General features: G+C 38.2%; 22 protein-coding genes and 3 pseudogenes. 6 read left to right on the forward strand and 19 right to left on the reverse strand.

The window, feature by feature from the left end; translation table 11 throughout:
- Nucleotides 1-222 (reverse strand): malate:quinone oxidoreductase (locus J7Q84_RS11930; protein WP_209094795.1); only part of this gene is annotated, 222 nt, incomplete at its 3' end.
- A gap of 367 nt (nucleotides 223-589) precedes the next feature.
- Nucleotides 590-1144 (reverse strand): cupin domain-containing protein, encoded by a 555-nt coding sequence (locus tag J7Q84_RS11935; RefSeq protein ID WP_209094796.1) that lies wholly within the window; start codon nucleotides 1142-1144, stop codon nucleotides 590-592.
- A gap of 340 nt (nucleotides 1145-1484) precedes the next feature.
- Between J7Q84_RS11935 and J7Q84_RS18590 the strand changes: the two genes are divergently transcribed.
- Nucleotides 1485-1610 (forward strand): hypothetical protein, encoded by a 126-nt coding sequence (locus tag J7Q84_RS18590; protein ID WP_280635587.1) that lies wholly within the window; start codon nucleotides 1485-1487, stop codon nucleotides 1608-1610.
- A gap of 753 nt (nucleotides 1611-2363) precedes the next feature.
- On the opposite strand, the gene J7Q84_RS18595 is transcribed toward J7Q84_RS18590, so the two are convergent.
- The 6 genes and pseudogenes from J7Q84_RS18595 to J7Q84_RS18380 all read right to left on the reverse strand — a co-directional run.
- Nucleotides 2364-6416, reverse strand: a complete 4053-nt coding sequence (locus J7Q84_RS18595; protein ID WP_209094797.1) for a S8 family serine peptidase — start codon at nucleotides 6414-6416, stop codon at nucleotides 2364-2366.
- A gap of 381 nt (nucleotides 6417-6797) precedes the next feature.
- Complete coding sequence (locus J7Q84_RS11945; RefSeq protein WP_209094798.1) at nucleotides 6798-7523, reverse strand: TPM domain-containing protein; 726 nt, start codon at nucleotides 7521-7523, stop codon at nucleotides 6798-6800.
- Nucleotides 7523-8038 carry a LemA family protein gene (locus J7Q84_RS11950; RefSeq protein WP_481747550.1) on the reverse strand — a complete coding sequence of 172 codons (516 nt, stop codon included), beginning with the start codon at nucleotides 8036-8038 and terminating at the stop codon, nucleotides 7523-7525. The genes J7Q84_RS11945 and J7Q84_RS11950 overlap by 1 nt, the downstream gene beginning before the upstream one ends.
- Before the next feature lie 667 nt (nucleotides 8039-8705).
- Nucleotides 8706-9236 carry a GNAT family N-acetyltransferase gene (locus J7Q84_RS11955; RefSeq protein ID WP_209094799.1) on the reverse strand — a complete coding sequence of 177 codons (531 nt, stop codon included), beginning with the start codon at nucleotides 9234-9236 and terminating at the stop codon, nucleotides 8706-8708.
- A 249-nt stretch (nucleotides 9237-9485) separates the two neighbouring features.
- On the reverse strand, nucleotides 9486-10574 hold the full coding sequence (locus tag J7Q84_RS11960; protein WP_247739241.1) for a helix-turn-helix domain-containing protein: 1089 nt from the start codon (nucleotides 10572-10574) through the stop codon (nucleotides 9486-9488).
- Nucleotides 10575-10951: 377 nt separating this feature from the next.
- A pseudogene (locus tag J7Q84_RS18380) lies at nucleotides 10952-11077 on the reverse strand (GNAT family N-acetyltransferase); the annotation flags it as partial.
- Between the two features lie 63 nt (nucleotides 11078-11140).
- On the opposite strand from J7Q84_RS18380, the pseudogene gpmA reads away from it, so the two are divergent.
- Nucleotides 11141-11913: pseudogene (gpmA, locus tag J7Q84_RS11965) on the forward strand (2,3-diphosphoglycerate-dependent phosphoglycerate mutase).
- Between the two features lie 31 nt (nucleotides 11914-11944).
- Nucleotides 11945-12850, forward strand: a complete 906-nt coding sequence (locus J7Q84_RS11970) for an aminoglycoside phosphotransferase family protein (RefSeq protein WP_348519851.1) — start codon at nucleotides 11945-11947, stop codon at nucleotides 12848-12850.
- Between the two features lie 171 nt (nucleotides 12851-13021).
- On the opposite strand, the gene J7Q84_RS11975 is transcribed toward J7Q84_RS11970, so the two are convergent.
- Nucleotides 13022-13894, reverse strand: coding sequence for an AraC family transcriptional regulator (locus tag J7Q84_RS11975; RefSeq protein WP_209094802.1), 873 nt, complete (start codon nucleotides 13892-13894; stop codon nucleotides 13022-13024).
- Between the two features lie 270 nt (nucleotides 13895-14164).
- On the opposite strand from J7Q84_RS11975, the gene J7Q84_RS11980 reads away from it, so the two are divergent.
- The gene (locus tag J7Q84_RS11980; RefSeq protein ID WP_209094803.1) at nucleotides 14165-14371 is read left to right on the forward strand and encodes a hypothetical protein; all 207 of its coding nucleotides are present in this window, start codon (nucleotides 14165-14167) and stop codon (nucleotides 14369-14371) included.
- Nucleotides 14372-14498: 127 nt separating this feature from the next.
- On the opposite strand, the gene ribD is transcribed toward J7Q84_RS11980, so the two are convergent.
- The 5 genes from ribD to J7Q84_RS12005 all read right to left on the reverse strand — a co-directional run bounded on the left by ribD (nucleotide 14499) and on the right by J7Q84_RS12005 (nucleotide 18334).
- Nucleotides 14499-15596, reverse strand: a complete 1098-nt coding sequence (ribD, locus tag J7Q84_RS11985; RefSeq protein WP_209094804.1) for a bifunctional diaminohydroxyphosphoribosylaminopyrimidine deaminase/5-amino-6-(5-phosphoribosylamino)uracil reductase RibD — start codon at nucleotides 15594-15596, stop codon at nucleotides 14499-14501.
- Nucleotides 15597-15627: 31 nt separating this feature from the next.
- Nucleotides 15628-16485: a VOC family protein gene (locus tag J7Q84_RS11990; RefSeq protein ID WP_209094805.1), complete on the reverse strand. Its 858-nt coding sequence runs from the start codon at nucleotides 16483-16485 to the stop codon at nucleotides 15628-15630.
- 343 nt (nucleotides 16486-16828) lie between these two features.
- Nucleotides 16829-17041, reverse strand: coding sequence for a hypothetical protein (locus tag J7Q84_RS11995; protein ID WP_209094806.1), 213 nt, complete (start codon nucleotides 17039-17041; stop codon nucleotides 16829-16831).
- 191 nt (nucleotides 17042-17232) lie between these two features.
- Nucleotides 17233-17634 carry a disulfide oxidoreductase gene (locus tag J7Q84_RS12000; RefSeq protein WP_209094807.1) on the reverse strand — a complete coding sequence of 134 codons (402 nt, stop codon included), beginning with the start codon at nucleotides 17632-17634 and terminating at the stop codon, nucleotides 17233-17235.
- On the reverse strand, nucleotides 17627-18334 hold the full coding sequence (locus tag J7Q84_RS12005; RefSeq protein ID WP_209094808.1) for a DsbA family protein: 708 nt from the start codon (nucleotides 18332-18334) through the stop codon (nucleotides 17627-17629). Before J7Q84_RS12005 ends, J7Q84_RS12000 begins: the two co-directional genes overlap by 8 nt.
- A gap of 207 nt (nucleotides 18335-18541) precedes the next feature.
- On the opposite strand from J7Q84_RS12005, the gene J7Q84_RS12010 reads away from it, so the two are divergent.
- A complete protein-coding gene (locus tag J7Q84_RS12010) occupies nucleotides 18542-19399 on the forward strand; it encodes a hypothetical protein (RefSeq protein ID WP_209094809.1) in 858 nt (285 codons plus the stop codon).
- A 124-nt stretch (nucleotides 19400-19523) separates the two neighbouring features.
- Here the strand turns inward: J7Q84_RS12010 and J7Q84_RS12015 are convergent.
- Nucleotides 19524-20059: pseudogene (locus J7Q84_RS12015) on the reverse strand (DUF2179 domain-containing protein).
- A gap of 68 nt (nucleotides 20060-20127) precedes the next feature.
- Nucleotides 20128-21096, reverse strand: coding sequence for a peptide-methionine (R)-S-oxide reductase MsrB (gene msrB, locus J7Q84_RS12020; RefSeq protein ID WP_209094810.1), 969 nt, complete (start codon nucleotides 21094-21096; stop codon nucleotides 20128-20130).
- A gap of 313 nt (nucleotides 21097-21409) precedes the next feature.
- Between msrB and J7Q84_RS12025 the strand changes: the two genes are divergently transcribed.
- On the forward strand, nucleotides 21410-22486 hold the full coding sequence (locus J7Q84_RS12025) for a dipeptide epimerase (protein ID WP_209094811.1): 1077 nt from the start codon (nucleotides 21410-21412) through the stop codon (nucleotides 22484-22486).
- A gap of 86 nt (nucleotides 22487-22572) precedes the next feature.
- Here J7Q84_RS12025 and J7Q84_RS12030 read toward each other — a convergent pair whose 3' ends face one another.
- The 3 genes from J7Q84_RS12030 to J7Q84_RS12040 form a co-directional block, all read right to left on the reverse strand.
- Nucleotides 22573-23955, reverse strand: a complete 1383-nt coding sequence (locus J7Q84_RS12030) for a sigma-54 interaction domain-containing protein (RefSeq protein WP_247739231.1) — start codon at nucleotides 23953-23955, stop codon at nucleotides 22573-22575.
- A 66-nt stretch (nucleotides 23956-24021) separates the two neighbouring features.
- Nucleotides 24022-24882 carry a putative beta-lysine N-acetyltransferase gene (gene ablB / locus J7Q84_RS12035; protein ID WP_209094812.1) on the reverse strand — a complete coding sequence of 287 codons (861 nt, stop codon included), beginning with the start codon at nucleotides 24880-24882 and terminating at the stop codon, nucleotides 24022-24024.
- An 18-nt stretch (nucleotides 24883-24900) separates the two neighbouring features.
- Nucleotides 24901-26169: a peptidase gene (locus J7Q84_RS12040; protein WP_209094813.1), complete on the reverse strand. Its 1269-nt coding sequence runs from the start codon at nucleotides 26167-26169 to the stop codon at nucleotides 24901-24903.
- Nucleotides 26170-26177: the final 8 nt, after the last annotated feature.

Genomic DNA, 26177 nt, shown 5'->3' on the forward strand with positions numbered 1-26177 from the left:
TCCATCAGACTTTTCGGACGTATAGTTAAGCTCGCACAGTGCAGCATGGCCCGTACCAGCATTATTCCATTCATTAGAGCTTTCTTCTCCCGCTTTTGCAAGTTTCTCAAATACTTTGATTTCCCATTCAGGTACTAACTCTTTCAGTAATGCTCCCAAAGTTGCGCTCATGACTCCTGCACCAATTAAGATCACGTCTGTTTTTTTCTGTAGGCTGCTCATTATAACCATCCTTATCCCCAATATTTGCAAAAAAAAAGAGTAGGCACTCCTGCTTAGATGTCACAAAAAGGAAGGCTCCAACTTGGAACACATCTTTTCTGTCTCAATTATACCCCTATCATAGTTCATTATAATTATTTATTGATTAAAATATCTACTGTTATCTGATAATTATAAACTATTTAAAGCTGGTAAAAAAGGAGAAATTCGCCCATATGCTCCTAAGAATACATAAAATATAAGGTTTTACCTCTACTTCTTACATGAGGATACTTTTAGTTTTCCGCTATATGGGCTATGATGCTAGACACTTAATAGACTTTAAAACGTTTTTTTAAAAAACTGTGTATACAATAGATACACCCTTTTATTCAGCCGCCATGGCATCAGCTTTTGTTACATGGACAGTACCATGTGGATGTTGTAAAGGTGCATATATCGAGTAAAGCTTTAGCGGAATATTCCCTGTATTAGTTACGTTGTGCCATGTTCCAGCCGGTATCATAATGGCAAAGTCATCATAGACTTTTCTTTCAAAGTTTAAATTATCTTTACTCTGGCCCATTTGCACAATTCCTTGACCTTGTTCGATACGCAAGAATTGATCAACGTTAGGATGAATTTCCAAGCCAATATCTTCGCCAACATTGAGACTCATTAATGTAACTTGCAAATGATTTCCTGTCCATAAAGCGGTACGATACGTATTGTTTTGCTTTGTAGCCTCATTAATATCAATTACAAACGGCTCTGGTCCATAATCTTTTAACTGCATTTTATTTCTTTCCTTTGATGATTGTAAAAATCGTGTAGCAGCCCCTATCTCACTAGGAATAGTCCAGTAACCAGGCTGTCTTCCATAGTTATACATTGGTAGGTTAACATAATAAGGATACGGATACATATAAGGAACAAAATACATTTTTCTCATTCCCTTCGCAAATTTATAACATTATACTATGCATTATGTATAAGCAATGTACTTAGATGCAGGATGACCTATTTAAAGGTCTAAAGCACATTCCTCAATAAAATGGGCTGTTTGTGATAGCCAGTTCCATCCCCTCGTTTTCATAGTAATCTCATCCTTAAACTCAATTACTTGTTAGTTTCATTTACTTACTTAAAATAAAAAGACCATCTTATGATATTATCCCCTTATAGTATTCTTAAAAAAATTAGATTAATTTTAAAAGATAGAAGGACAGGTTTCCTGTCCCTTAGCATCTTTGAAAGAATCAAACTATAAGAATGGTGAAAACATGGCTAAAGATAAAAATAATCAATTTAAGAATAATAAAAAGACTCTATCAAAAGCAGATGCAGAATTTGCGGGAGAAAACGGTCTTGAACAAGTAGTATTAAGAGCTCAAAAAAAGCCAAAGTAAGTACAAGCATTAACACTATATAAATATACCCAAGTAGTATTTTTTCATTACCGGCACTCAGGACTTTAGTTTGCTTTCTTTTTTGTAAGGTATGCTATTTGATGGTTTTCTTTATTTCTCTAAACTTTTCCTAGTTACCATAATTCTTAGTTGCTACACAGCAAACAGATTTATTTGAGAGTTACATAATTAAGCAAAAATAACACTATAAAAACACTAACCAATATCCCCACTCTTTGAATGGAAGATTTTTTTATAAACCATTTCCATCTCTTTGCCTCAGTATGAAACATAACGTAATCAATAAAACTTACTAGTACAGCCCCTAGTACGAACCAAGTAACAGCCAACACGAAAATTCCCCTTTATTATGTATTTTACCTATTAATAGTACTTTGATTATAAAAATCCTTTTGTCGTATTTATGGAAATTGAGCATACTATAAAGAAGCTATGTTGTAGACAGAGGCAGTATAAATCTGCATTAGAGACAGTACATATAAGTTTACATGGAGGGGATTTAGTATTGGATTGGAAATCTATTTTAATGTTTACAGTAATTTTAATTATATGTAGTATTGCATTCAGGCTATTTGACTTTATGATAGTTATTTTTCTAAAAAGATTTGCTCACAAGTTTAGGGAGGGCTCCATCATGTACCATTATTGTAAAATGAAGAAGATTATATAAACAAAAGAGGAAGGCTCAAAAGGTCGTTGTAACACGATCTTTGAGCCTTCCTCTTCTTCAACTTAATTCAATTCCTCTAGAATGTCCTCCAACCTTTTACCATGCGCATTTTCACTCGGCTTTTTGGAAGGCTGTACTGTAGGGTTTTCAAGCAAGTAGTTCAGCTTGATATATTCCATATCTTTCATATCCACTGTACCGTCAAAATTGATATCTGCATTGCGGTCTGATGTATTCCAATGATCTTTCACATAAACGGCATCTTGTATATCAATTACGTTATCTTTGTTCACATCGCCTGCTATGGCCGTTTTGAATGAAAAATATTGTAATTCCCCAAGACCTTGTTCACGACCGATTGTGAACGTCTTTTCTACTGTAAAGTGGCCTGGTATATCTAACTGGAATGTTAACGGCTTACGGTCAGAAGGCAGTCCGCGGATTTCGAATTTAGCATTCGGTAAAACTTTCCCTTCATACCAATTGCCTTCTCCATCCTTTACTCTGATCTTCGCGCCCAATGCAAAATAATCGACATACGTAGTAAGTAACTTTCCGTATGGATCTCTTGCATAAATCGCTTCTCCATCTATATTTGCTTGCAGTTCCGAATGTTTTGCCCAAATTTTTACGGATGGATGCGCAGATTCCGCTTTTGTATTTGTTCCTGTAGCATCTGTATAAACTGCATTCACTACTGCCATTGATGCATAATCATTGATAAACTTATCATCTTTCACTTTGGCTTTCACGTGTAATAAAGGAAGCATGTCTGCTGGTGAAATAGCTCCTTGCAACGCTTTAACAGTAACCGCAAGACCACTGCTTGTTTCTTTTGTTTCCACTGAGACCTTACCTGTCAACTCTTTAGAAACTTCAATTCCCTCTACTTCTAGATACGCTTTATTAAACTGATAGTTCCATTTTGCTTCCATCCAGCTGGTACTATTATGTGCTGTTGATGTAAAGCTAATGGTATCGCCTGTTTGTACTTCTTTTTGATTGGCAACGGTAGCGATATAGTTGGTACCTTTTTTGACGAAATAAAACTCCTTTTGAACAGTAGGAAGACCTACTCTGTCTTTCCCCTGGAAACTAACAGGAAGTACTTTTAAATAACTAGGAAAAGCTCTAATAAAATTGAAACTCCCATTTTCATCAAGACTAGTCTGTGTAGCAGAAGAGTTAGAGTAGCGATAATACAATCGGTTATTGCCTTGTTTAACTGCTGATCCTATTGCCACTGCATCATCGATTTGTTTATCATGTACTGTACCATTCACTTCAATAGTAGGCGTGGCAGAATCTACTTCAACAATCCCTTCTTCTAGATCTGTTTCCAACGTAGGCATCTCATTATCTAGTACAAAAGGTTTTTCAATAACCGTTTCTTTTCCTCGATCATCCGTAAAAACTAATTTCACTTTATATGTACCTGGCTCTGGTGCTTTTGCTTCATAGGCAATTGGATTTTCTTTATCATTAGTAAACGGATAGTACTTGCCAGCAAAGATTCCGTATAGTGATATCGTGGTATTTTCATTTATTACATTGCCATCCAACTGTCCGAGAAATCCAAGATCTTCTCCTGTTTCAGCATCTGTAAGAAACGTATCAATAGATTTCATATGAGAATTCAATCGGAAGGTACTAGATAAAGATGTAGTGACCGAATTTGATCCATCTTCTTTTATAGTTGTCACATTATCTCCCATTTGGACAAATTCAACACCCTCTTTTACTTTCCGTACAGCAAATGGAATTTGATATACCTCATCAGCGTTTTCTTTATTGGTAAATGTAACAAATCCTTCATACGTCCCGTTTTGCGCGCTAGATGGAATGTTAATACGAGCAGCTACAGTTTCTTTTCCTCCTGCCTTGATGGTAACGAAAGAAGGTGTTTCCAATACTACACCATTTTCCTCCGCATTAATAGAACCCCTAAGAGCTTGGTAATTCACCTTAACCTCATATGTTTTATCTTGATTTTCATAGTTTGTAACGGTTATGTTTTTCTCATCTTCTATCCCATTTTCAGTGCCGTAAAACGTTCCAAAACTTAATGCTCCCGTAATTTCTTTGATATTTTTTTCTTTGTCGCTATTACTTAATGTAATCGTCTTACCTTCCACTTCAAAGGAAGCAGCAGTATGGACAGCCTCATAAGCATCCACTCTTCCAGCACCAGATTCATATACACTATTTTTGCTTTGGAGAGCATCTGCTGTATTCATCAAAGAACTTTTGACATCGCCTGGAGTAAACTTCGGATTTGCCTGAAGCAACAGGGCTGCTACCCCTGCAACATGCGGCGTTGCCATGGAAGTTCCTGAAAGCTTAGTGTACGCATATGAATAATTCCCTACGTAATCTTTCCCTTGATAATAGCTTGGCACAGTAGACATAATAGTACCGCCTGGAGCTACAACTTCCGGTTTGATATCATATGTATTTCGCGCTGGCCCTCTTGAGCTAAAGTACGATAACACATCATCAGAAGTCAGTGTATTTTCCTTTACTTCATCAAACGTAAAGAATACTGCTTCTGTTTTTAAAGACTCCACTAATGCTTTTCCCTGTTTTCCATCCATGCTTTGAGCCGGAATATTATCAAGTGAATCTGGCAATTTATCCCCTATGTAACCAGATCCATATTGGCTATAGATGAAGATTGCCGCAGCTCCTTTTTCTTTCGCAATTTTCACTTTCTGTTGTACTGTAAGACCTCCGCCTGTCGAAACCAGAGCAATGTTCCCTTCAATATCAACACCGACATAGTCTTCCTCTTTTCCTACCTTCACATCTTTCATTTCAAGTGTTTGGCCTTTAAGTAATCTAGCATCCGCTAGGAACCCTGTTCCGATATAACGAGTTTCTGTTGTTATTTGTCCACTCTCTGATTTAATGGTTCCGATAAAATTCGGAAGAGCAATCTCCGTATCTGTTGACCCCACTGTAATAGCCAACGGAGAAGCTGCCGGTGAGCCAATTGTATACAGAGATGAACCTGCATTCCCTGCTGCCAACACGGCAGTCACGCCCGATAAAGCAGCATTGTTAATCGCAACAGAAATTGGAGATAATGGATCATTATAATCATTTCCAAGTGAAAGATTGATGACATCCATCTTATCTTTTACCGATTGTTCAATTCCCGCCATAATATCTTCTGTTGTTCCCCTTCCATAAGGACCAAGCACACGGTATACATATAGATCTGCATCAGGAGCTATCCCCTCCATCGCAAACTGTGCATCATTTTTGTGCTGCCCCGCGATAATACCAGATACATGTGTTCCATGAACTGTGTAATAGCTGTGGCTTCCCAAAAATTCAGGCTGCCCAGATTTTTGCCAATCTTCATAAGTTGCTTCCATTGGATCATTGTCTTCATCTACAAAATCGTATCCGCCTTTGAAAGCATCCTTCAAATCTGGATGGTTGTAGTCGATTCCTGTATCGAGTACAGCAACTTTGACTCCTTTTCCTGTAATCCCTTCTTTATGAAGCTTATCCACTCCTAATGTCTCGGACGGACTGTTTCCTGTATAAGGTGTGTAAGCTGGTGCTTTTTGCTCTTCTGAAGCAACCGGAAGCTCTGATTGAACTTCTTGGTTTTCCCATACATTTTTTACTGCTTTTGATTTTAGTAGATTCTTAATTTCATTAGCAGGTAGTGTAAGAGCAACGCCATTGTATACTTGACTATATGATTTTGTAATTTTTCCTTTAATATGTAAATCTTCTAAATCCTTTTTAAATGCACCGTGTTCTTTTTCAACCGCATCATTAGCTTCTTCTACAGACATTTCTCTTCCATTCAGCTTTTCTACTAAAACCGCTGTTTGAGCAGGTTTATTTTTGAATTCCACGATTACAGAAACCTCTTTATCACTTGATAAATCCATATCAGGTGATAACTGGAGACCAGATTGTACTGTACTTGTCAAATCTTGAATCGCCCTTCTCTGCTCTGATGTAAGCTGCTGCATAGCTTGTTCAATTTTGGATTGCGTCTGTGCATGTCCTACGGGCTGCAGCATAGCTGCAGGAGTAAATGTTCCAGCGAGCATAGCTGCTGCCAGCGCCGCTGAGGTAACTTTCTTTTTCAATTTTTTTCCTCCTTTTTAAACTCTATAAACTACTACAAAGTACTGAATATTCAGTTACTTAATAGTGCACAAGATTTATTCTATACTTTTTTCAATAAAAGAAATAATAAGCTATGGTTATTTTGATATAAGTAAAATATATACCAAAATTTAACAAAATATAATAAATAGATATATTTACATATTGATATTAGAAATATACAATGATTTGATTGTTGTTTCGGAGGAATTATGTTTTAAACGAAGACGAACATTTAGCTGTAACAATCGAATACTAGGGGAAATAAAAAATGAAAAGGACCATGAAACAGGTCCTTTGCTTTTACGTATAACATCTACATTATTATTTAACGGGTTATGATAAATAGTGATATCAACAATTCACCAGCCTCGGCTCGCACCTCCGCCCCCAGAAGAACCCCCGCCTCCTCTTCCACCGCCTCCTCTTCCACCGCCTCGAGAGATAATAGAAAGAAGGAAATAGGTAATGGTGCCGCCAAAGAACTTAAAATCAAGGAGTACAACAATAACAATAACTAAAATGATTAACCATGAAGGAATACCTATCCCCTCATTCGCAGCTGCTTCCTGTCCACCTTGACCATATTCTGCAAGAACTTCATTTGCTAATGCCTTATACGTTCGAACAATTGCTTCATTTGGTTGCTGATTTTTAAGATACGGAATGGCATATTCATCAAGAATTCTTCCTGCCTTTCCATCTGGGATTCTTCCTTCAAGACCGTACCCTACTTCAATTCTGATTTTTTTGTCGTTCATGGATAGCACAAGCAAGACACCATTATCTTTCTCCTCGCTTCCTAGCCCGTACTTCCGAAAAGCTTCATTAGCAAATTCTTCGATCGTTCCATTACCTATTGTTTTGACTGTCAGTACTGCTATTTGTGCAGTTGTCTTATTTTCAATCGTCCTGCCTAAGTTTGTTAATTCCGTTTTTTCCTGTTCGTTTAAGACGTTGGCAAGATCCTGTACATAAATATCCCCAACAGGGGCTGGAATCTGACCATCCGCAGCAAACACATTTGCTGCTATAAAGAAAAAAGTAAAAAAACCAAAAAGAAAGCTAAAAGCTCTCTTCCTATTCATTAGTCATTGCCCCCAAAGTCAACCTTTGGCGTTTCTGACGCTGTAGGGTCCGCTTTAAAATATTCTTTTTCATCAAATCCTGCAGTCCTAGCAATAATTGATCCCGGAAGTCGTTTCACTTTTTTGTTATAAACCGCGACTTGATCATTATAATCTTTTCTTGCTATAGAAATTCTATTTTCCGTTCCTGCTAACTCATCCATTAGTTGTGTAAACTGCTGGTCTGCTTTCAGATTCGGATAATTTTCAACAACTACAAGTAAGCGGCTTAGCGCACTTGATAATTCGGCATTAGCGGTAGCTTCTTCCTGTGGTGTATTCGCCCCGGCTAGCCTTGCACGTGCATCTGATATAGAGGCAATCACTTCTTTTTCGTGAGCTGCATATCCTTTCACCGTATTCACAAGGTTCGGTATTAAATCTAGCCTTCTTTGCAACTGATTTTCAATTTGAGCATAAGCCTGGTCAACATTTTCTTCTGAATTGACAAAGCCATTATAACTGGACATGAACATCAATCCAAAAACAACAATCACTGCTACAACAATTCCAATTCCTAAATAGCCTTTTTTCAAACAAACCACACTCCTTACTTATTAGTATGAAACAAATAAAGAAATTTCATATTCAGTTTGAATAAATAACCTTTGATTATGTATCAATCCTTCCTTTGTACTAATATCTAAATGCAGTTCTTTCTCTTTTGTACAATTCGATATAGATTCTCATAGAGTATATGCAGGTTTTTATAATTTTTTTCAAGATTTCATGCTGCAGTTGTCTTTCCAATTGCCATTCCACCTTGTAAAGATATTACAAATAGCATAATCCCCTTTATAAAGTACTTTGTTACTATTCCATATACCATTATAAAATCCTTGTTCAACTAAGGTTTTTCGTTAATTGTATTATTGGTAACATCCCCCTTGATAGCAGCCTTGCAGTAGCAAAATGCATTTCTATTTTTGGGTCATTCATGAAAATATATGGAAATATAAAAGCCTGTGTCGCAGACACAGGCAGTAGAAAAGAAATACAGCTTATATAACATTGATTCCTAATTGTCGAACAAGGAGATATTCTTACGAACACTCAACTCTTTACCAATTACCACGACATTTAAAAATTTGTCGAACTAATAGTACGAGTACTCTGCTCTCATTCCTTCTGATAAATTCCATTCTATTCTTCTTGTAAATATTTCTCCATACGGATATCAGACCACATTTTCCCTTCCCAATAGGTAAAATTATCGATACGGCCGATTTCCTTGTAGCCCTGCTTCCCATACAACTTCTGTGCCTGTATGTTAAATTCAAAAACACCTAATTCAATACGTTTCAGACCATGTTTCTTAATCTCTTCCTCTAAATATCGCATTGCCAGATAACCAATTCCTTTACCGCGGCCTTGGGGTTCACCAATTGTAATCCCTATCCAAGCAGTTCCTGTCTCTTTTTTATACAGATGGCTTGGATCAACCGTATAGTTCATTTCGCCAATCAATTTGTCATCCATATACATCAAGTATATATGATGATGTTCCAATCGTTTTGTTAAGTCATCAAGAGTCATTATTCTCTGACTTTCCAATTCTGACTTACTTCGGTTAGGCCGAGTCAACGGAACTAAGGCAGGATCATTGTCCCAACGATTAAACATGTCTACAATGGTTGAGGTAGGTTCAGTTAATTTGATGAAGTACGTATTCATGAGGCACTCCTTTCCAGTTAATTAAGAAGAAATCTAATTTCTTATTAACTGTTCATATTTTTGGGATATTGTTTATTTTCACTAGATTTTTTATATTTTACCATACATTCCCTATTCATTCTGAGCTTTTCCTTTAAAATCTGGAATAGACGCATAGCCCTTTATCTCTCCTACTTCCTTTAATAGCAACAGGCTTTCTCCTATTCAAAGAAAGCCTTTGATTAAATCCAAGCTTCTATGTTGGGGAATTTACTTAGACATCATATCTTGAATCAAAGTTTGGTCAATATAGGGAAGAATTGGAAGAATTTCATTCATTCCTCTTGTAGAAATAGTCTTTTTGGCAAGTTCATTCAGAATCTCTTTCTTAATAAATGGAGCTATGGCTACAAGTGATTGAATCCCTTGTAATTCATAGCTTTTTTGGGCACAAATACTTAATACCTCTCCACTTATAGAATGAGCCATAGATACTAAAGCAGCCAAACCGTTTGATTCAAACTCCTTCATAGCGCCCTCATCAATGACCTCTTGACTGATAAACGGTGCCATCGTGGTTAAATTTTTCAACCCATTTGCTTCAAATTCCTTCTTAGCACTTTCATCAATGATTTCTCGGCTAATAAACGGCGCCATCGTGGTTAATCCGTTCAAACCATGTAACTCAAGCTCTTTTTTGGCACTTTCATTAATAACCTCTTGGCTAATAAACGACGCCATCGTTGTTAAATTTTTCAACCCATTTGCTTCAAATTCCTTTTTAGCACTTTCATCAATGATTTCTCGGCTAATAAACGGTGCCATCGTTGTTAAGGCATTCAAACCACGTAACTCAAATTCTTTTTCTGCACATGAATCAATCAATTCTTGGCTTATATACGGTGCTATAGTCGATAATCCTTTTAAGCCCCTTACCTCAAATTCTTTCTTTACTAATGAGTCAAGTAAATCTTGACTGATGTACGGCGCGATAAATGATAAGTCTTTTGCAGAGATTTCTCCTTCTATATGCTGATAAACCTTATCTGCTTGGTCTAAAGAAAGTATGGGCGCTACATTTATAAATTCTTCTTTATCAATTGATTTTGACTTCTCTAATGTCTGATTTTCAACTAGATCTTTGACTAATTGTATTCCTTTACTACTACTTAAAATGTCGTCAATACTAACATGAAATATCCTTGCGAGTTCTGGAAGTTTAGAGATGTCTGGCATCGTTTCGCCGCGCTCCCAGTTACTAACAGCTTGAAAGCTTACCCCCAAAAGATCTGCAAGCACCATCTGTGTTATTTTATTTTCCTTTCTTAACTGCGCAATTTGTTTTCCTACTTTTTTCATATCGAACAACGCACTCACCTCATTTATTAATATAAATTCAGTGTAGCTTTTTAAATCCAGTATTTCTATCAAGTATTGCTTGAGTTTACGAATGAAGCTAATTCAAGAATCAGTTGAATTCGTGCTGTTATGGTCGATTGCCCGTATAATAAGGGCAATCGACCATAACTTTCTTTTCATACAAAGCCCCCTAACACTCATTGCTCTAAGTAAATCGTACTTTAGAGCATTCAAGTTCATTAAGGGACTCAACAACAATCTTCTCGCTAATTCAAATTTAGTCTATTTTAGAAACTAAAGCATGGTTATTTATCTTTGTTACATCAGTTTATTCCTATATTTTGCTTAAAATCTTCTAACTTTTGATATTACACATCTTACGATAAGCGAATCATATCTCGGCACTGAATACCATTTTCGTAGATTGCTATAGAGTAACCCCTCAAGAAAAAGTCTTTGTCGATACCCGTTATTCGAAAGCCACATTTTTGATAGGGACCGAGCTAGATTAAAAGCTACATTTTTATCCAAACTAACTATGCTCAATAACCAGAAAGGAGATATCTATGATTAAACTCGTACTTATCCGTCACGGCCAAAGTCTATGGAATGTCGAAAACTGTTTCACCCGATGAACTGACGCGGACTTATTAGAAAGCGGACTCACTGAAGCAAAAGAAGCCGGCATCATTTTAAGAAAGAACAGATATGCCTTTGATGTCGCTTATACGTTTGTTCTTAAAAGAGCCATTCGTACCTTATGGGATTATGTATGGGTGCCTGTCTACAAGTCATGGAGATTAGATGAACGGCACTACGGTTCACTGCAAGGCTTGAATAAAGCAGAAACAGCGAAACAATAGGAGAAGAACAAGTACAAATATGGAGACGCTCCATGGATGTGAGGTCGCCCGCATTGGAAGCAAATGATCCGAGGTATGAGATTAACGAACCTCGATATAAAGACTTGAGAGAAGGGGCATTTCCTCTGACCGAAAGCCTTGAGGATACAGAAAAGCGTGTGTTAAAATACTGGGAAGAGGCAATTGCGCCAGCCCTGAAAGCCAAACAAAGAGTGATTATCTCCGCTCACGGCAATACATTACGAGCTATCGTCTAATACCTTGACCAAGTTTCGCCGGATGGAATTGCTTCCCTCAATATCCGGACAAGCATACCGCTTGTCTATGAACTGGATGATAATCTTGAGCCTATTCGGCATTACTATTTAAGCATGGACGGCGGGCTTCCTCCAGATGTAGTTCCGAAGCATATCCCGCCTGAATTACTTGATGAGGAAGAAGCTGAGCATCCTTATATCGATCCGCAAGAAGAATAGTTATGATTACATATTCAAGAGGAGGTTTCTCATGACCGATGCAAAACTTCCTGGAAGAATTAATATATCCCTCGTAAGTAGATTAATCGCGGCGCAATTTCCGCAATGGGCAGACCTTCCCCTTGAACCATTCAACTCTACCGGGACTGTTAATGTAATTTATAGACTCGGTAAGGAAATGGTTGTGCGATTACCTCTTGACGAAGGGGGATCAGGACAGCTAAAAAAGGAGCATCACTGGCTCCCAATTTTGGCACCGCATCTACCGCTTACGATCCCTACCCCACTTGCCATGGGGACACCTATCGAAGGCTACCCATGGCACTGGTCGGTGTATAAGTGGATTGAGGGCGAGAACGCAATTACAGGACACATTAATAATCCATATCAAGTTGCCACCGATCTGGCTCAATTCATAGTTGCCCTGCAACAAATCAACCCTGCCGGCGGTCCGCCTCCTGGTCATCATAACTTTGGGCGCGGTTTGCCGCTTGCAACGCGCGATACTAATGTCCGGGACGCTATCACAAACCTGCATAATATAATTGATACCGATGCAGCAACCTCAGCATGGGAAGCTGCTCTCCAGACACCACCTTGGCAATCTCCTCCTGTCTGGATCCATGGTGATCTCCTTGCTGGTAACCTGCTTATCGAACAAGGACAGCTAAGTGCTATTATCGACTTTGGCGGGCTCGGTGTGGGAGATCCTGCATGTGACTGGATGTTTGCATGGAATTTGCTTTCCGTTGATACTCGAGAAATGTTACGCTCAGCACTTTCAATTGAACACGCAACCTGGGCAAGAGGACGTGGATGGGCTCTATCAGTAGGACTGATTGCCCTTCCTTACTATCAAAATCGGAATCCTGTGTTCGCTGGTGTTGCTCGGCGCTTAATTGATGAGGTTCTCGCAGATTACACGAAAAGTGTATAAACAGACAGTTTTTATTTATGCGGCAAACACCATTCTATGATGAAGACAGGAGAATATTTACTTTTGGAAAGTCATAACAGAAGTTGGCTTTCTTTTTCTTTGCCTACTATCTACTTAAGTAAAAAAGCCTATCTGTCGAAACAACCCTTCAAATAAATCTCACGCCTATGCTTATTTTTTCAATACGGGAATCCATATTTCACTTTTAAAGTTTGGTGAGGTTACGTCTTTATTTTCGTTCCACAGAATTTCTGGTCCTTCTATTTGTTCATAGTTAGAGGATGGGAACCATTCAGAATAAATACGCCCCCATACATCTTGCAGCGTACCAGGAAACGGTCCAACTGCTTCAAATACAGCCCATGTTGAAGCAGGCACTTCAAGCTGCATTAAATTATCTGGGCACTCCTTAGTTGTTGCAACACCTATATAGTGATCCAGCTCTCCTTTTTCCTCCATCCTGCCTTCGGAAAAATTTGCAGATGCACTAATCAACCCCCTCGGCTCTACATTTGAAAGACTTTTAAGCTCTCTAATTGTTTCACTATCTAAGCTTGCCCACATAGCAGCAATCTCGGGATTCACTCCATTAAAAATGATTGGTACCCTTTTCTTAATACCAATAATGTAAAATGCCTTTTTTTCTTTAATCCGATAGTTCATTTCACTTCCTCCTTTAATTGATAATTGGAAGGTCATTGGCGGATAAGCTTTAAGTGACTGGCCGTTATGCCTAGCTTCTGACGGTGTGATACCATGTAAATTTTGAAAAGCCCTTGTAAAAGAATCTGGTGAGTTGTACCCATATTTCACAGCAATATCAATGATCTTCACCTTGCTGTCTGTAAGGTCAAATGCTGCAAGAGTTAGGCGTCTGCGGCGGATGTATTCCGATAGCGTAATCCCTGCAAGGAACGAAAACATTCTTTTAAAATGGTATTCTGAGCAGAAAGTCCTCCTGGCCGCTTCTTTAAAATCAATATCGTTCGTAAGATTCTCTTCAATGTACTGTAACGCCCCATTCATGTTCTTAAGCAAATCCATTTATCTGACCCCCTTTATCAATAAAATATCAGGAATTGAATGCACCCATCCGACATTTCGTGCACCATTATGCAGGGTTTGCTTTGCTTAAGATGCTACCGCTTGCTTTGAATGATTGTGGGCGGCAAATTTTTCTCATTTTCAGCAAACTCCGCTTATCCTGTCATACAATATATAATAAGAAAGAAAAATGAAGTATAAACCTTAATATTGATACTCTGTTCTGTATGATATAATTATAGAAAGAACAAATGAAAGAGGTGGCAAAAAATGAACCATGGCACACATTCTCTTCATAAACGTTTCACGGCAGCATTTCACAAGGAACACAATCAACGCGTAGCAGAGTTTCACAAACATCATGCTGCACAAATAGCCAATGGTGAAAATGGAACTAGCTTGTTAGCCCAATGGGAGCGGTACGTCTATCACAAAGGCCTTCATATCTTCAAGACATTTAAAAAATTATTCTGGTAGGGACTGCTTGTCTGGGAGCAGTCTTTTTTATACTGACTGAATTTAAAATAAGGTAACACTTTCATCTAAGCACACGTTCTTCTCACCTGATGGAAATGTTACCTTAATTGCATTCATAAAATTACTGTTACATATGAGAGTAGTTAGGATAACTAGTAAATTTATAGTCGCGCCCAATTTTTGAAATATCCATATCTATGAGCTCAATAGCCTCACTCATTTTATCCAAACCTGCACCCTCTAAAAACGTTGAAGCATGTTTTCCTCCAATTAATTTTGGTGCAATGTATAATACAAGCTTATCCACCAAGTGTTGCTCCATAAACGATGCATTCACTTCTCCCCCGCCCTCGATTAACAAAGAGGAAATAGACTGTTCTCCAAGAATTTGCAGCGTTTCCACCAAATCTACTCGATCAGAGCCGCTTGTCACAAATACAGTTACACCCAATTCTTCTAATGCACTCTTTTTATAAGGTGAATGGGCCGCACTTGTAAATACCCATGTTTTTGCTTGTTTGTCTGTCACAACCCTCGATTGTAATGGAATTTTAAGTGTACTGTCTAATATGACCCGCACAGGATTTCGTCCATTTGGAATCCTGGTAGTTAATTCTGGATTGTCTTTCATTACAGTATTTACTCCGACCAATATAGCACCATGCTCATGTCGTAATTGATGTACATCGGCTCTTGCCGCTTCAGAGGTAATCCATTTGCTATCCGATGTGTGTGCAGCAATCTTTCCATCAAGTGTAGAAGCTGATTTCATCGTGACAAATGGTACTTTTTTCACAATATACTTATTGAATACTTCATTCATTTTTTTTGATTGCTCTTCACAAACTCCTATAACAACCTCAATACCCGCTTGCTCCAATATTTTAATGCCTCTACCAGATACAAGAGGATTCGGATCAAGGACAGCAACAACTGCTCGTTTAATTCCAGCCCGCACAATAGCTTCCGCGCAAGGTCCGGTTCTTCCGTAATGGGAACAAGGCTCTAGTGTTACATAGATTGTTCCTCCCTTCGCCTTATCTCCCGCCATTTGGAGCGCATGGATTTCAGCATGAGGTTCTCCTGCTTTTAAATGTGCTCCAATTCCAACAATGCGATTATGATTTACAATAACAGCCCCCACTAAAGGATTTGGATCCGTTTGGCCCTTCATCGACAAAGCATTTTGCAGAGCTAAATTCATATAAAATTCATGATTACTCACTTACACATCTCCCTACAGTATGAGAATCTCCTTATTTACTTACACATAATTCAATATAATTTCCTGAGGGGTCTTTTGTAAACAAGGCTCCATTTTTTTCTATTACAGACGCAGGAATTTGTTGGAGTTGTTGCATCACTTTCTTTCTCTCGTCTTCATTTGGAAACACCAATGAAAGCGACTTTAGGCCAACAGTGTTTCGCGCAGGCTGCGGTGCTCCTATACCATTCCACGTATTTAAACCAATATGGTGATGATACCCCCCATTAGATAAAAAAAGGGCTTGCGAGCCATACCTGCTTACCACATCAAGTCCAAGTCCCTTACAATAAAATTCTTCTGCTTTTTGTAAATCGGATACATGTAAATGAATATGTCCCATTACTGTTCCCTCCGGCATACCGTTCCAGCTTTTATCCTTCCCTTCTGCCAGAAGATTTTCTGCATTGATAGGTCCTGTACTCATCAAAACAGCGCCGTTTTCCCACTGCCACGTTTCGTTGGAACGATCTGCATAGATTTCAATTCCATTTCCATCAGGATCCGCTAAATAAATTGCCTCACTAACAAGGTGATCAGACGCACCTTGCAACGGATAACCAGTTTCAAGAAGATGGCGAAGTGCTACAGATAAGTCTATACGACTAGGAAGCAAGAGGGCAAAATGGTATAAACCAGTCGTACGTTTTTCTTTTGGCAGCACCCCTTGGGGCTGTTCCACAATCAAAAGAGGTGTTTTACCATCTGCAGTTAACACAATCTTATTATCAGTACTCGTTAATAATTGTAAACCGATAATCTCTTGATAAAAAGCTAACGAGCGATTTAAGTCCGTTACCAATAAATGAATCGGTCCAGTAAATGTAATTGGTTCCGCATGAAAATTCATATTTTTTCCCCCTTCTTTCCTGTTTTAATGAACATAAGCATCGTTTATATAAAGGAAACCTTCTATCTCTGATTTTAATTACACCGTTTTCTAAAAGGTTAACAAACATATAATAATTTAATTACTTTATATAAGTTAATTTATATTAATAACTTATATACGTCAAGTAATTCCGTGTTAGCAACCTTATAAAAAATATCGGAACGTCCTTATTCTTTCCCTCATTTCGAACAAGGTTAACGTTCGGCTTTATAACCTTTCCTTTAGAAAAAAGAAAAAGAGCAGATGCTCTGCTCTTTTTATCAACTGAATTACTTCTTATCCTCTTTTTAATCGAAAAACATCAATTTTCCAAGTCCACTACACGCACTTGACGTACTAAAGCAGCGTTAATAATGCACGTTCCCGCGTCCCCTTGTAAAGTGACAAATCTAGATCCTTCTAATCGATTTAATACTTCATCTGTAACTTCCTCAACTGATGTACCTAATTCTGTTGTCATCTGCTCCCACTGTATATTAGATTCAAATGTATAGCAAACACTAAATGCTTTCATATGTTCCTCTCCTTATACTCATCTATGTTTTCGTATATATCCAATTTTCATCAGTTTCATCTTTATTTTTTATAATATTCGAATGTATATCTTTTTTTAGGGGGGTAAACAAGCATTTTTCTTAAAAAATAAAAAAACTGCTCTAAGAGTATAAAGTTTGTACCCTTAGAGCAGTTACTAAAATCGATTAACTATGATTGTTTTCGAAGTATAACCATCGCTGCAGTAATAATGGTAAATGCAACAAAGGCTAGAGAAGGGATAGTGATAAAGCCTAACCAATTAATATATTGTCCGGAACAAGGAACACCGCTTGTACATGACTCGAACTTTTGCAAAAATGCAATTTTTTGGAGGCCATAGTGGTACCCTGAAACCAACATACCTATAAAGGAGAAAGGCAGCACATATCTATAAACAAATGTATCATTACGGTAAAAAGCAATCCCAAGTGAAATGGTTAATGGATACATTAAAATGCGCTGATACCAGCAAAAATCACATGGAATGAAATGCATCACCTGACTAAAAAACAGGCTCCCTAATGTCGCTATTATTGCTGTAATCCAAGCAAACAGAAGCGACTTATTCATCCTTCTTCTCCTTCGCAGCCTGCTCAACCATCTTTTTCAAATCTTCAAAAGAATTTCCTTCAAACTGCTTTCCATTAACAAATAAAGATGGTGTTGATTGAACATTTAGTTTTTGTACGTATGATTCATCCTTCTTTAATGCTTCTTTATACGGCTGTGTCTCGAAGGCTTGTACTACCTTTTCAACATCGTCTTCATTTGCCACTTCTTTTAAAGTATCTGTAAGAAACGTTTCTGTATATAAATCAATCTTCTCGTACTTCATATCCTCGGGCTGTTTACTATATAAACGCTCATGAAACTTCCAGAACATATCATTGCCAAGCACTTGATATACTGTCTCTCCGAACTGAGCCGCACGAGTGGAATCTACATTAATAAAAGCATAGTTGATAAAATAAAATTTCGCTTGGCCTGTCTCAATCAATTCTTTTTCAATTTGAGGAAGAAACAGTTCGTTAAAATTTTTGCAATACGGGCATTTATAATCGCCAAATTCTAAAATTTTCACTGGAGCTGTTTTGTCTCCTAAATAAGGCTGATCCTTATAATCAATTGCAACCTCTTTGCTTGAAGACCAGTTCCCCATAAAAAGTAAACCAAGTATACATACGCTGAATACCCCAATAGTCCAAAATATCCATTTGGAAGAACTTTTGGACGTATTTTTTTTCTTTTGCTTTCTGTTAGCTTGTCCCATACATTCACCCCATTATTTCTGTTCAATATAACTGTAAAAAATAAAGTACTTTCAGAATCCAAAGTTAGTATATAAAAGTTTAGCTGCTTTAACAAGGAACAAATAGTGACAAATCAATGTGGTATCTATATTTAAATTCACTTTTTTTCCAGTTATCTATTGCGGTCCCTTTTGAAAAAATAAGAAAAAAAAGACGGGGTCGTTATCATGAATATAAAAGTTATACATAAAACATTGCTTATGCTTGTAATTTTATTTTGCATGTTAAATCCTTCCACTTATGCAGCCTCATTGGAAGATATGGATTTACCCATCAGCTTTCGAGTAGAGATGCTTCCGTGGCAGCAAGTGGATAAAATCATTCCGAACAAAAGTATATTTACCATTATCGATATTGATACCGGCTTGCAATTTAAAGTCCAGCGTAGAGCTGGGAATAAACATGCAGATGTGCAGCCCTTAACAAGAAGTGATACTAAAATCATGAAAAAAATCTATGGAGGCAAATGGAGCTGGAAACGAAGAGCCATCCTGATTTTAGTCGATGATCAATTGTTAGCGGCTTCTATGCACGGCATGCCGCACGGAGCAGGAGCACTACCCAATGGATTTCCCGGGCATTTTTGCATTCATTTTTATGGAAGCACTACACATCGAACCCACCATACGGACCTTTGGCACAAAGTAATGATGTTAAAAGCTTCCAGTAAAATTGATAAATATATAAATAATGCCTCTCCGCATGAGCTGATTGAAATATTCGCAATCAGCATCAGCAGCAGAGATCGTGATTTATTAGATTTAACTCTTTCAAACAATAAAGAAGGCCTTGAAGCATTACACCACTCAATGAAAAATATTGATTACTTTGTTATTAAGACGATGTCCTTGTTACCGAAAAACGATATTATAAACTCTGTTTCAGTAAAGATTTCTGTGCAGGCAGACATGTATACTGAAAATCAACAAAGAACGAAAAAACTGATGGATTTTATTATTCAAAGAAACAGTGTAACAGCCCCTTGGAAAATTGACAGTGTTTCGTTAAGTAAACAATTGAAATAAGATAAGCGGACAATTTCCATTTTGGTTTTCATATTTGTTAAGAGCGGATATTCGATAACCTCTTAATCCATGAGAAAAGTGCCGAACCTGCATTTAGCACTTTTCTTACTATGTAAATTGGCTGTCAGTCTTGCTCTCGTTGCTTGTGACGTTTTTTCATTGATTTTGTCAAATAGCCCCCTGAAAGGAACGAATTTCGTAAGAAGCCAAAAATGCTTTCGGTGCAATTGTATTGACAATCTGTAAAAACTCTTTTTCCCTCGAACGCTTGGAAACAATATCAAGACGATAACGCGGTGAATTTATTCCTTCACCTGTAAAAACAGTCACTCCAAATCCAGCTTGCCGCAATGTATTCACCAAATCATCACATTGTTCGAGTAAACTGACATTGTATGTAACGTACCCGAATGCTAACTTTCTTTCTATGTAGCCCCCTAGTAGCAATCCTGCGCTGAATCCCACTACATATGCGCCTATATTCCATATATTCGAAAGATCTTGAAATACGATTCCCAAACTAACGATATAAATGATTCCTTCAAGTAAACCCACTCATGCGGCAGACTTTGTTTCGTTTTTAACCAAAAGAATAGTACGAATCGTCAAAATGGGTACATATATAATTTGCAGTAAAAAGATTAACACAGCTTGCAGCACTTGTAACACTCCTTAGGAAAAATGTTTTGTTCATGATATACGAGGCAGAATAAAGAGCCAGCACGACGCTAGCTCTTCTGGTTGTGAAACAGAATCAAGAAATCTCCATATCCCTCTTTTTCCAAATTTTCTTTAGGAATAAAACGCAAGGCTGCAGAATTGATGCAATAACGAAGTCCATTTTTCCCTGGACCATCAGGAAAAACATGCCCCAAGTGTGAATCTGCCTCTCGGCTCCTTACTTCTGTACGTGTCATATTATGACTAAGATCTACTTTTTCCTTTACACTAGCTGACATAACAGGCTTCGTAAAGCTTGGCCAGCCACACCCGCTGTCGTATTTATCCAATGAACTAAACAACGGTTCCCCTGAAACTATATCTACATATATGCCTTCATCCTCATGGTTGTAATACTCGTTTTGAAAAGGAGGCTCTGTTCCGCTTTCTTGTGTCACATAAAACTGCATTGTTGTCAGTTTTTCTTTTAGATGTGAATTGTCCCTGGGCCAATGCTCTTTAATAAAGGCATCCCTCCCCGATCCTTTTCGATACAGTGCATAACGAAATGGATTTTTCTTATGATAATCTTGATGGTATTCCTCCGCAGGATAAAACGTAGATGCCTGTATAATCTTTGTGACAATCGGTTTACGAAAACGTCCGCTCTCTTCCAGGGCCAGCTTCGATGCTTCAGCCTTTTGACGCTGTTCTTCACTATGATAAAAAATAACAGTTTGATATGACTGCCCCCGATCATGAAACTGACCTCCCGAATCGGTTGGATCGATTTGCTGCCAATATAAATCAAGCAGCTTATCATAAGAAAAAAGTGCGGGATCAAATGTAATTTGAACTGCTTCATAATGACCGGTTGTTTCTGAACATACTTCTTTATAAGTCGGATTTTCTTTATGTCCTCCCGTATAGCCGGATTCAACTTGTATAATCCCTTCCATCTCCTCAAACGGAGAAACCATACACCAAAAGCAGCCGCCTGCAAATGTCGCTAATTCATAATTAGATGTATTGCCCATCTTCTTCACCTCATCCTCGTATATTTAAACTTATTGCATATTATATCACCACAGCTGCTGCTTCTACATTTTAATGCTTCATATATCCTCTTCCCCTATATAAAATAACCTTCTTCAGATTAAACATGCTGAATTAATCAATACTTCAAAAATAATATAACGGCTTCCTTACTCTAGTAACGACAGAAGTGAATCCTTTTATAGAATTCGATATAATACCTCAAATTTTTTACGTTGTTTCTCTATAGTTATCTAACTATTCTAAAAAATGATATAATTCTATAGACATATATTTCGAAAGGAGCGATATATAATGCGGATTCAATCATTAGACGTAACCCGCCGTACGATACCATTAGTCGTACCATTTAAAACAGCACTTAGAACAGCGACAGAAGTAGAAAGTATAGAAGTAGAACTTACTTTAGATACAGGTATCAAAGGAAGAGGTGCTGCCGCTCCAACATACGTCATCACAGGTGATTCTGCACAAAGCATAGAAGCCGCTTTGCTTGGCCCCATCCAAAGCGCACTGATAAATGCTGATCTTGAGCATTTTCAAGAAACCCTCCGAAAAGTACAAGCATGCTGCATAGGAAATATGAGCGCTAAAGCTGCTGCTGATATAGCTTTGCATGATGCTTATAGTAAAGCTATAAATATTCCTCTGTATGCCTTTCTTGGCGGAAACAAAGCTCTTTCTACATGCATGACCATCGGCGTTGATAGTGTCGAAAAGATGACAGCAGATGCCAAGAAAAGTGTGATGGAAGGATTCGATGTACTAAAAGTAAAAGTAGGAGCTTCTCCTGAATTAGATATTGCACGTATTGAAGCGATTCGCACAGTTGTTCCCGCTCATGTGAAATTACGCCTAGATGCTAATCAAGGATGGTCGGCCAAACAAGCTGTTCAGCTTATTCAAGAGATGGAAAACCGCAGCTTTGGCATTGAACTGGTAGAACAGCCTGTGCCAGCCTATGATTTGGACGGCTTAAAATTTGTTACCGAACGTGTAGCAACCCCGATTATGGCAGATGAAAGCATGTTTTCTCCCCGTGATGCAATGAAGCTCGTAACAGGGCGTTACATAGATTTATTAAATATTAAACTTATGAAGTGCGGGGGTATTAACGAAGCTTGGAAAATTGCTAGTATTGCCGAAACACATGGTATCACATGTATGGTAGGGAGCATGATGGAAGCCTCTCTCTCTGTCAGTGCAGCGGCACACTTTGCAGCTGCTCACCCAAATGTTCGATATTTTGATTTGGATGCTCCTCTTTGGCTGTCTGAAAAACCGTCCGGTCTCATTTATAATGGAAAACACATTACTCTTCCTAAAGAACCTGGACTTGGAATCAAGGATTCAACGATACCGTTATCTTAATAATAAAAAGCAGCCTCTTACAAAATAAGGGCTGCTTTTTTATAAAGCTCCTATTCTAATCCGCCATTAGTAGCAAACTAGCCAGCTTACACATTAAGGTTTTGCTTTTGTACTTTATACTGCAGTGTTTGTCTTGGAATTCCCAACAGGACTGCAGCTTGCTGAACATTCCCATTCGTTTGCAGCAGCGCTCGCTGAATCAGCGATTTTTCTGTTTCCTGAAGTACCTTTCGAAGAGGCTGCAGCCTCTTATCTACTTCTCGTTTAATTCCCTGCAGTTGAATGGGTAAATGTTCGAGATGCAGCATATGTCCGTCTGCCATAATCATTGCATGCTCAATTGTATGCTTTAGTTCTCTCACATTTCCCGGCCAATCGTATTTATAAAAAAGCTCAAATACATCATTATCTACAATACGGACATGCTTAGCAAACTTTTTATTAAACTGTTCAACGAAGTGATAGGTTAATAACTCCATATCCTCACTTCGTTCTCGCAGGGGCGGAATAAATAAAGAAAATACATTTAAGCGATAATACAAATCAGAACGCAGCTTTCCTTCTTTTACACAGTCTAAGGGAGCTTCATTCATAGATGCAATAACGCGTACATGCACCTTTCTTGTTTTTTGATCACCAATACGCCGAACCATCCCATCCTCCAGCACCCGTAAAAGCTTCGCCTGCAATTCTAAAGGCATGGAGTTAATTTCATCTAAAAACAACGTACCCTCATCTGATAACTCAAACAACCCTGGTCTATCTACCGCTCCTGTATAGCTCCCCTTTACCGTTCCAAATAATAAGCTTTCTAAAAGAGATTCAGGCAACGCAGCACAGTTTTGTGCGATAAACGGGCCCTTAGCAGAAGATGAATTACAATGAATAGCTTGCACAAATAGCTCTTTACCTGTCCCTGTTTCCCCAAATACGAGCACTGCTGAGTCAGTGCATGCTACCCTTTCAGCATGCTTTTTCACTTCCATTAAAATAGGGTCTTTTGTTAATATATCTTCAAACGTATAGAGGCTTGTATGCTTCCTTTCCTTTTGAACCGAAGATTTTTGTATTTTCGCTTGTAAATCTAATACTTTCTCTCCTAATTTCTTGATTGTAGAATAGTCCTTTGCAATTTCAACTGCTCCTATAACTTCTCCTGCAAGAATAATAGGAATCGTTGTATTAATAGTATCAATATACTGGCCTTTTATATTTTGATAGCGCTGCGGCTGATGAATGATAGCTTGTTTTGTTTGTAATACATTCAATAGTGTGCTGCTTTGCTTTGTAAGTGAAGGAAAGGCCTCTAGCACATTCTTCCCTAGTACATCTTCGACAGAAAGACCATCGTGTCTCGCCGCTACCTGATTATAGAAAATAGTAATTCCATTCCTGTCAACGGCATGAATCGCTTCATCAATACTGTTTAAAATTGCATTAATCATCTCATTTGTTGGTATCGTAAGCAATTTCTTTCACCACCCTTAAAGCGCAAAATACAAGCGGAGCGCCGCATTTTCAACGCTTTTGCATTACTACAGCCTTATTGATAAGTCTTTAACCCAAACATTCATATCCTCTAGCTTATCAAAGATATAACAGTTATTAGTAAGTCTTCCTGTATAGGTGTATCCTAGCTGGTGAAATGCCGCATTCATTCCGTAGGATAAGGAACGCGCAATAGTATAAGAGCAATAAATAGCTCGGTTAAACAGCTCCTCTTCTAACTTCTTCAAAAGTTCTTTCATTAAACCATAATTTCGATGCTCTTCAAGCGTAGCGCAATTTGTAAGCTCAGCATTTCGCTGCACAACATCCAGTTCAGCAGAAGCTGCACTTACAATTCTTCCTTCTTTTTCATATACATAATAGATGGTTCCTTCTTCCATTGTTTTCTCAATATAATCCGCTTGATTAAGAGGCGTCGGATATACCTCGAAGACATGTCCATATAATGCTGCAAGCTCCGTCGCGTCTTCTTTCTTCGCTTTCCTTAATACATACTCTTTTGGAACTGATTTTTCCTTAAAAACAGTGGTGTGTAAAATAGCAGATACGATGTTATCTTCCTTTACCCATTCCCCACTGTTTCGCCTCTTCTCATCACGATATTTTGTAACAAAATATCCGTCGCTTCCCTGAAAATAGCTTTGCAGGAATGCTTCCATTACATATCCAAACTGTAAAAAAGTATGTAAATGTTCTTTTCTTACTTTAATAATAATTTTTGTATAGTTATACGCTTCCGCCAATGCTTCTACCTTCGTTACTAAATCAGAAATATTCCCTAGATAATAATCGATTCTAATCCGTTCATTGAAATGGTCAAGTGCTCCTTGTAAATAAAATGCTTCTTCTCTGTGTGTAATAGTTTCATAATATTGGTTGCTTGTCATAGTTCTTTTCCCCTCTCCTTATTCTTGTATACCACACCAATCCAGCAGTGTATTGGCAATAATTTCTGCAGCTAAAAACATTTCATTAAGGTCGATATATTCATTAGGATAATGTGCTATCTTAGTCTCTCCTGGTCCAAATACTATCATGGGAATAGCAGCCACTTGCGTAAATAATCCTCCATCTGTTCCCCAAGGGGCCGCTGCGATAATAGGCTCTTTATTCGTTGCCTGTATATAATTTTGCTTTAATGTTTCTACTAATGGATGATCCGCTTCAATAGCACCGGGTATCCATCTTGCTCCAAACCATTCGATTTCCACAGGGTGACTTCCAAACCATTCATCTTCTTTTGAAAGCTGCGCCATCCAGCTTTCAAATTCTTCTCTTGCTTCTTCAATTCTTTCATGCGGAGCTACTCCGAACCTTCCTTCTAGCACAACAAGATCCGCAACAGAGGATGGCCACGTTCCTCCATGAATCGTTCCAATATTGATGGGAATCGGTATCGGTATCCCTTCATATAAAGGATCGTCCACTCGATTATTTCTCAATTTTTCCAGCGCTTGAATTTTTTGAATGACTGCCAGACTTTTTTCGATAGCGCTAACTCCTTCATAACGTGTGCCCCCATGTGCAACACGACCTTTTATCTGAAGCCGGAACCACATAGACCCTTGTTGTTTAATGAAGAATTTCATATTGGTCGGTTCAGGAATAATGACTCCATCTGCCTTATATCCTCGTAAAATAGCAGCCAGTGTTCCTGTTCCCCCGCTCTCCTCTTCAATGACACTTTGAAAATATACATCTCCTTTTAATCTAATGCCGCTTTGTTTAATTGCTTCGATTGCTAAAATGAGGGCTGTATTTCCGCCTTTCATATCAGTGGCGCCCCGTCCATATAGCTTATTATCAATAATCGCGGCCCCAAACGGATGATGCTCCCACTGTTTTATTTCCCCTTCCGGCACGACATCAATATGACCGTTTAAAATCATAGATTTTCCGCCGCCAGTGCCTTTTAATGTAGCCACTATATTCGGACTGCCCTCGAAGCCCTCTCTTCTCGAAATAAAATAAGGATGGTCTTGCATGTCTTCAACCGACGGCTCCCAAATATCTAGCTGTAAGCCTAATTCTCTCAGCTTTTCAATCACAATCGCCTGTGCTGTACTTTCATTGCCAGACACACTTCTTTCCTGCACAAGTCTTTGCAGTAATTCCGTTGTCTTTTTTTTGCTGCGTTGTATATACTGATGTACCTTATCTTTGTAATCAGTCATCCTTTTCC

Source organism: Bacillus sp. 165 (assembly GCF_017742235.1).
GTDB lineage: Bacteria > Bacillota > Bacilli > Bacillales > Bacillaceae_G > JAGHKQ01.

What these genes read in the sequence shown, in the direction of transcription:
- J7Q84_RS11990 (WP_209094805.1), bottom strand. Translation starts at nt 16,485, where the DNA reads ATGAATTTTCATGCGGAACCAATTACATTTACTGGACCGATTCATTTA.
- J7Q84_RS11995 (WP_209094806.1), bottom strand. Translation starts at nt 17,041, where the DNA reads ATGAAAGCATTTAGTGTTTGCTATACATTTGAATCTAATATACAGTGG.
- J7Q84_RS12025 (WP_209094811.1), top strand. Translation starts at nt 21,410, where the DNA reads ATGCGGATTCAATCATTAGACGTAACCCGCCGTACGATACCATTAGTC.
- J7Q84_RS12005 (WP_209094808.1), bottom strand. Translation starts at nt 18,334, where the DNA reads ATGGGACAAGCTAACAGAAAGCAAAAGAAAAAAAATACGTCCAAAAGT.
- msrB (WP_209094810.1), bottom strand. Translation starts at nt 21,096, where the DNA reads ATGGGCAATACATCTAATTATGAATTAGCGACATTTGCAGGCGGCTGC.
- J7Q84_RS12040 (WP_209094813.1), bottom strand. Translation starts at nt 26,169, where the DNA reads ATGACTGATTACAAAGATAAGGTACATCAGTATATACAACGCAGCAAA.
- J7Q84_RS11950 (WP_481747550.1), bottom strand. Translation starts at nt 8,038, where the DNA reads ATGTTCATGTCCAGTTATAATGGCTTTGTCAATTCAGAAGAAAATGTT.
- J7Q84_RS11945 (WP_209094798.1), bottom strand. Translation starts at nt 7,523, where the DNA reads ATGAATAGGAAGAGAGCTTTTAGCTTTCTTTTTGGTTTTTTTACTTTT.
- J7Q84_RS12000 (WP_209094807.1), bottom strand. Translation starts at nt 17,634, where the DNA reads ATGAATAAGTCGCTTCTGTTTGCTTGGATTACAGCAATAATAGCGACA.
- ablB (WP_209094812.1), bottom strand. Translation starts at nt 24,882, where the DNA reads ATGACAAGCAACCAATATTATGAAACTATTACACACAGAGAAGAAGCA.
- J7Q84_RS11955 (WP_209094799.1), bottom strand. Translation starts at nt 9,236, where the DNA reads ATGAATACGTACTTCATCAAATTAACTGAACCTACCTCAACCATTGTA.
- J7Q84_RS11935 (WP_209094796.1), bottom strand. Translation starts at nt 1,144, where the DNA reads ATGTATTTTGTTCCTTATATGTATCCGTATCCTTATTATGTTAACCTA.
- J7Q84_RS12010 (WP_209094809.1), top strand. Translation starts at nt 18,542, where the DNA reads ATGAATATAAAAGTTATACATAAAACATTGCTTATGCTTGTAATTTTA.
- J7Q84_RS11960 (WP_247739241.1), bottom strand. Translation starts at nt 10,574, where the DNA reads ATGAAAAAAGTAGGAAAACAAATTGCGCAGTTAAGAAAGGAAAATAAA.
- J7Q84_RS18590 (WP_280635587.1), top strand. Translation starts at nt 1,485, where the DNA reads ATGGCTAAAGATAAAAATAATCAATTTAAGAATAATAAAAAGACTCTA.
- J7Q84_RS11975 (WP_209094802.1), bottom strand. Translation starts at nt 13,894, where the DNA reads ATGGATTTGCTTAAGAACATGAATGGGGCGTTACAGTACATTGAAGAG.
- J7Q84_RS11980 (WP_209094803.1), top strand. Translation starts at nt 14,165, where the DNA reads ATGAACCATGGCACACATTCTCTTCATAAACGTTTCACGGCAGCATTT.
- J7Q84_RS11970 (WP_348519851.1), top strand. Translation starts at nt 11,945, where the DNA reads ATGACCGATGCAAAACTTCCTGGAAGAATTAATATATCCCTCGTAAGT.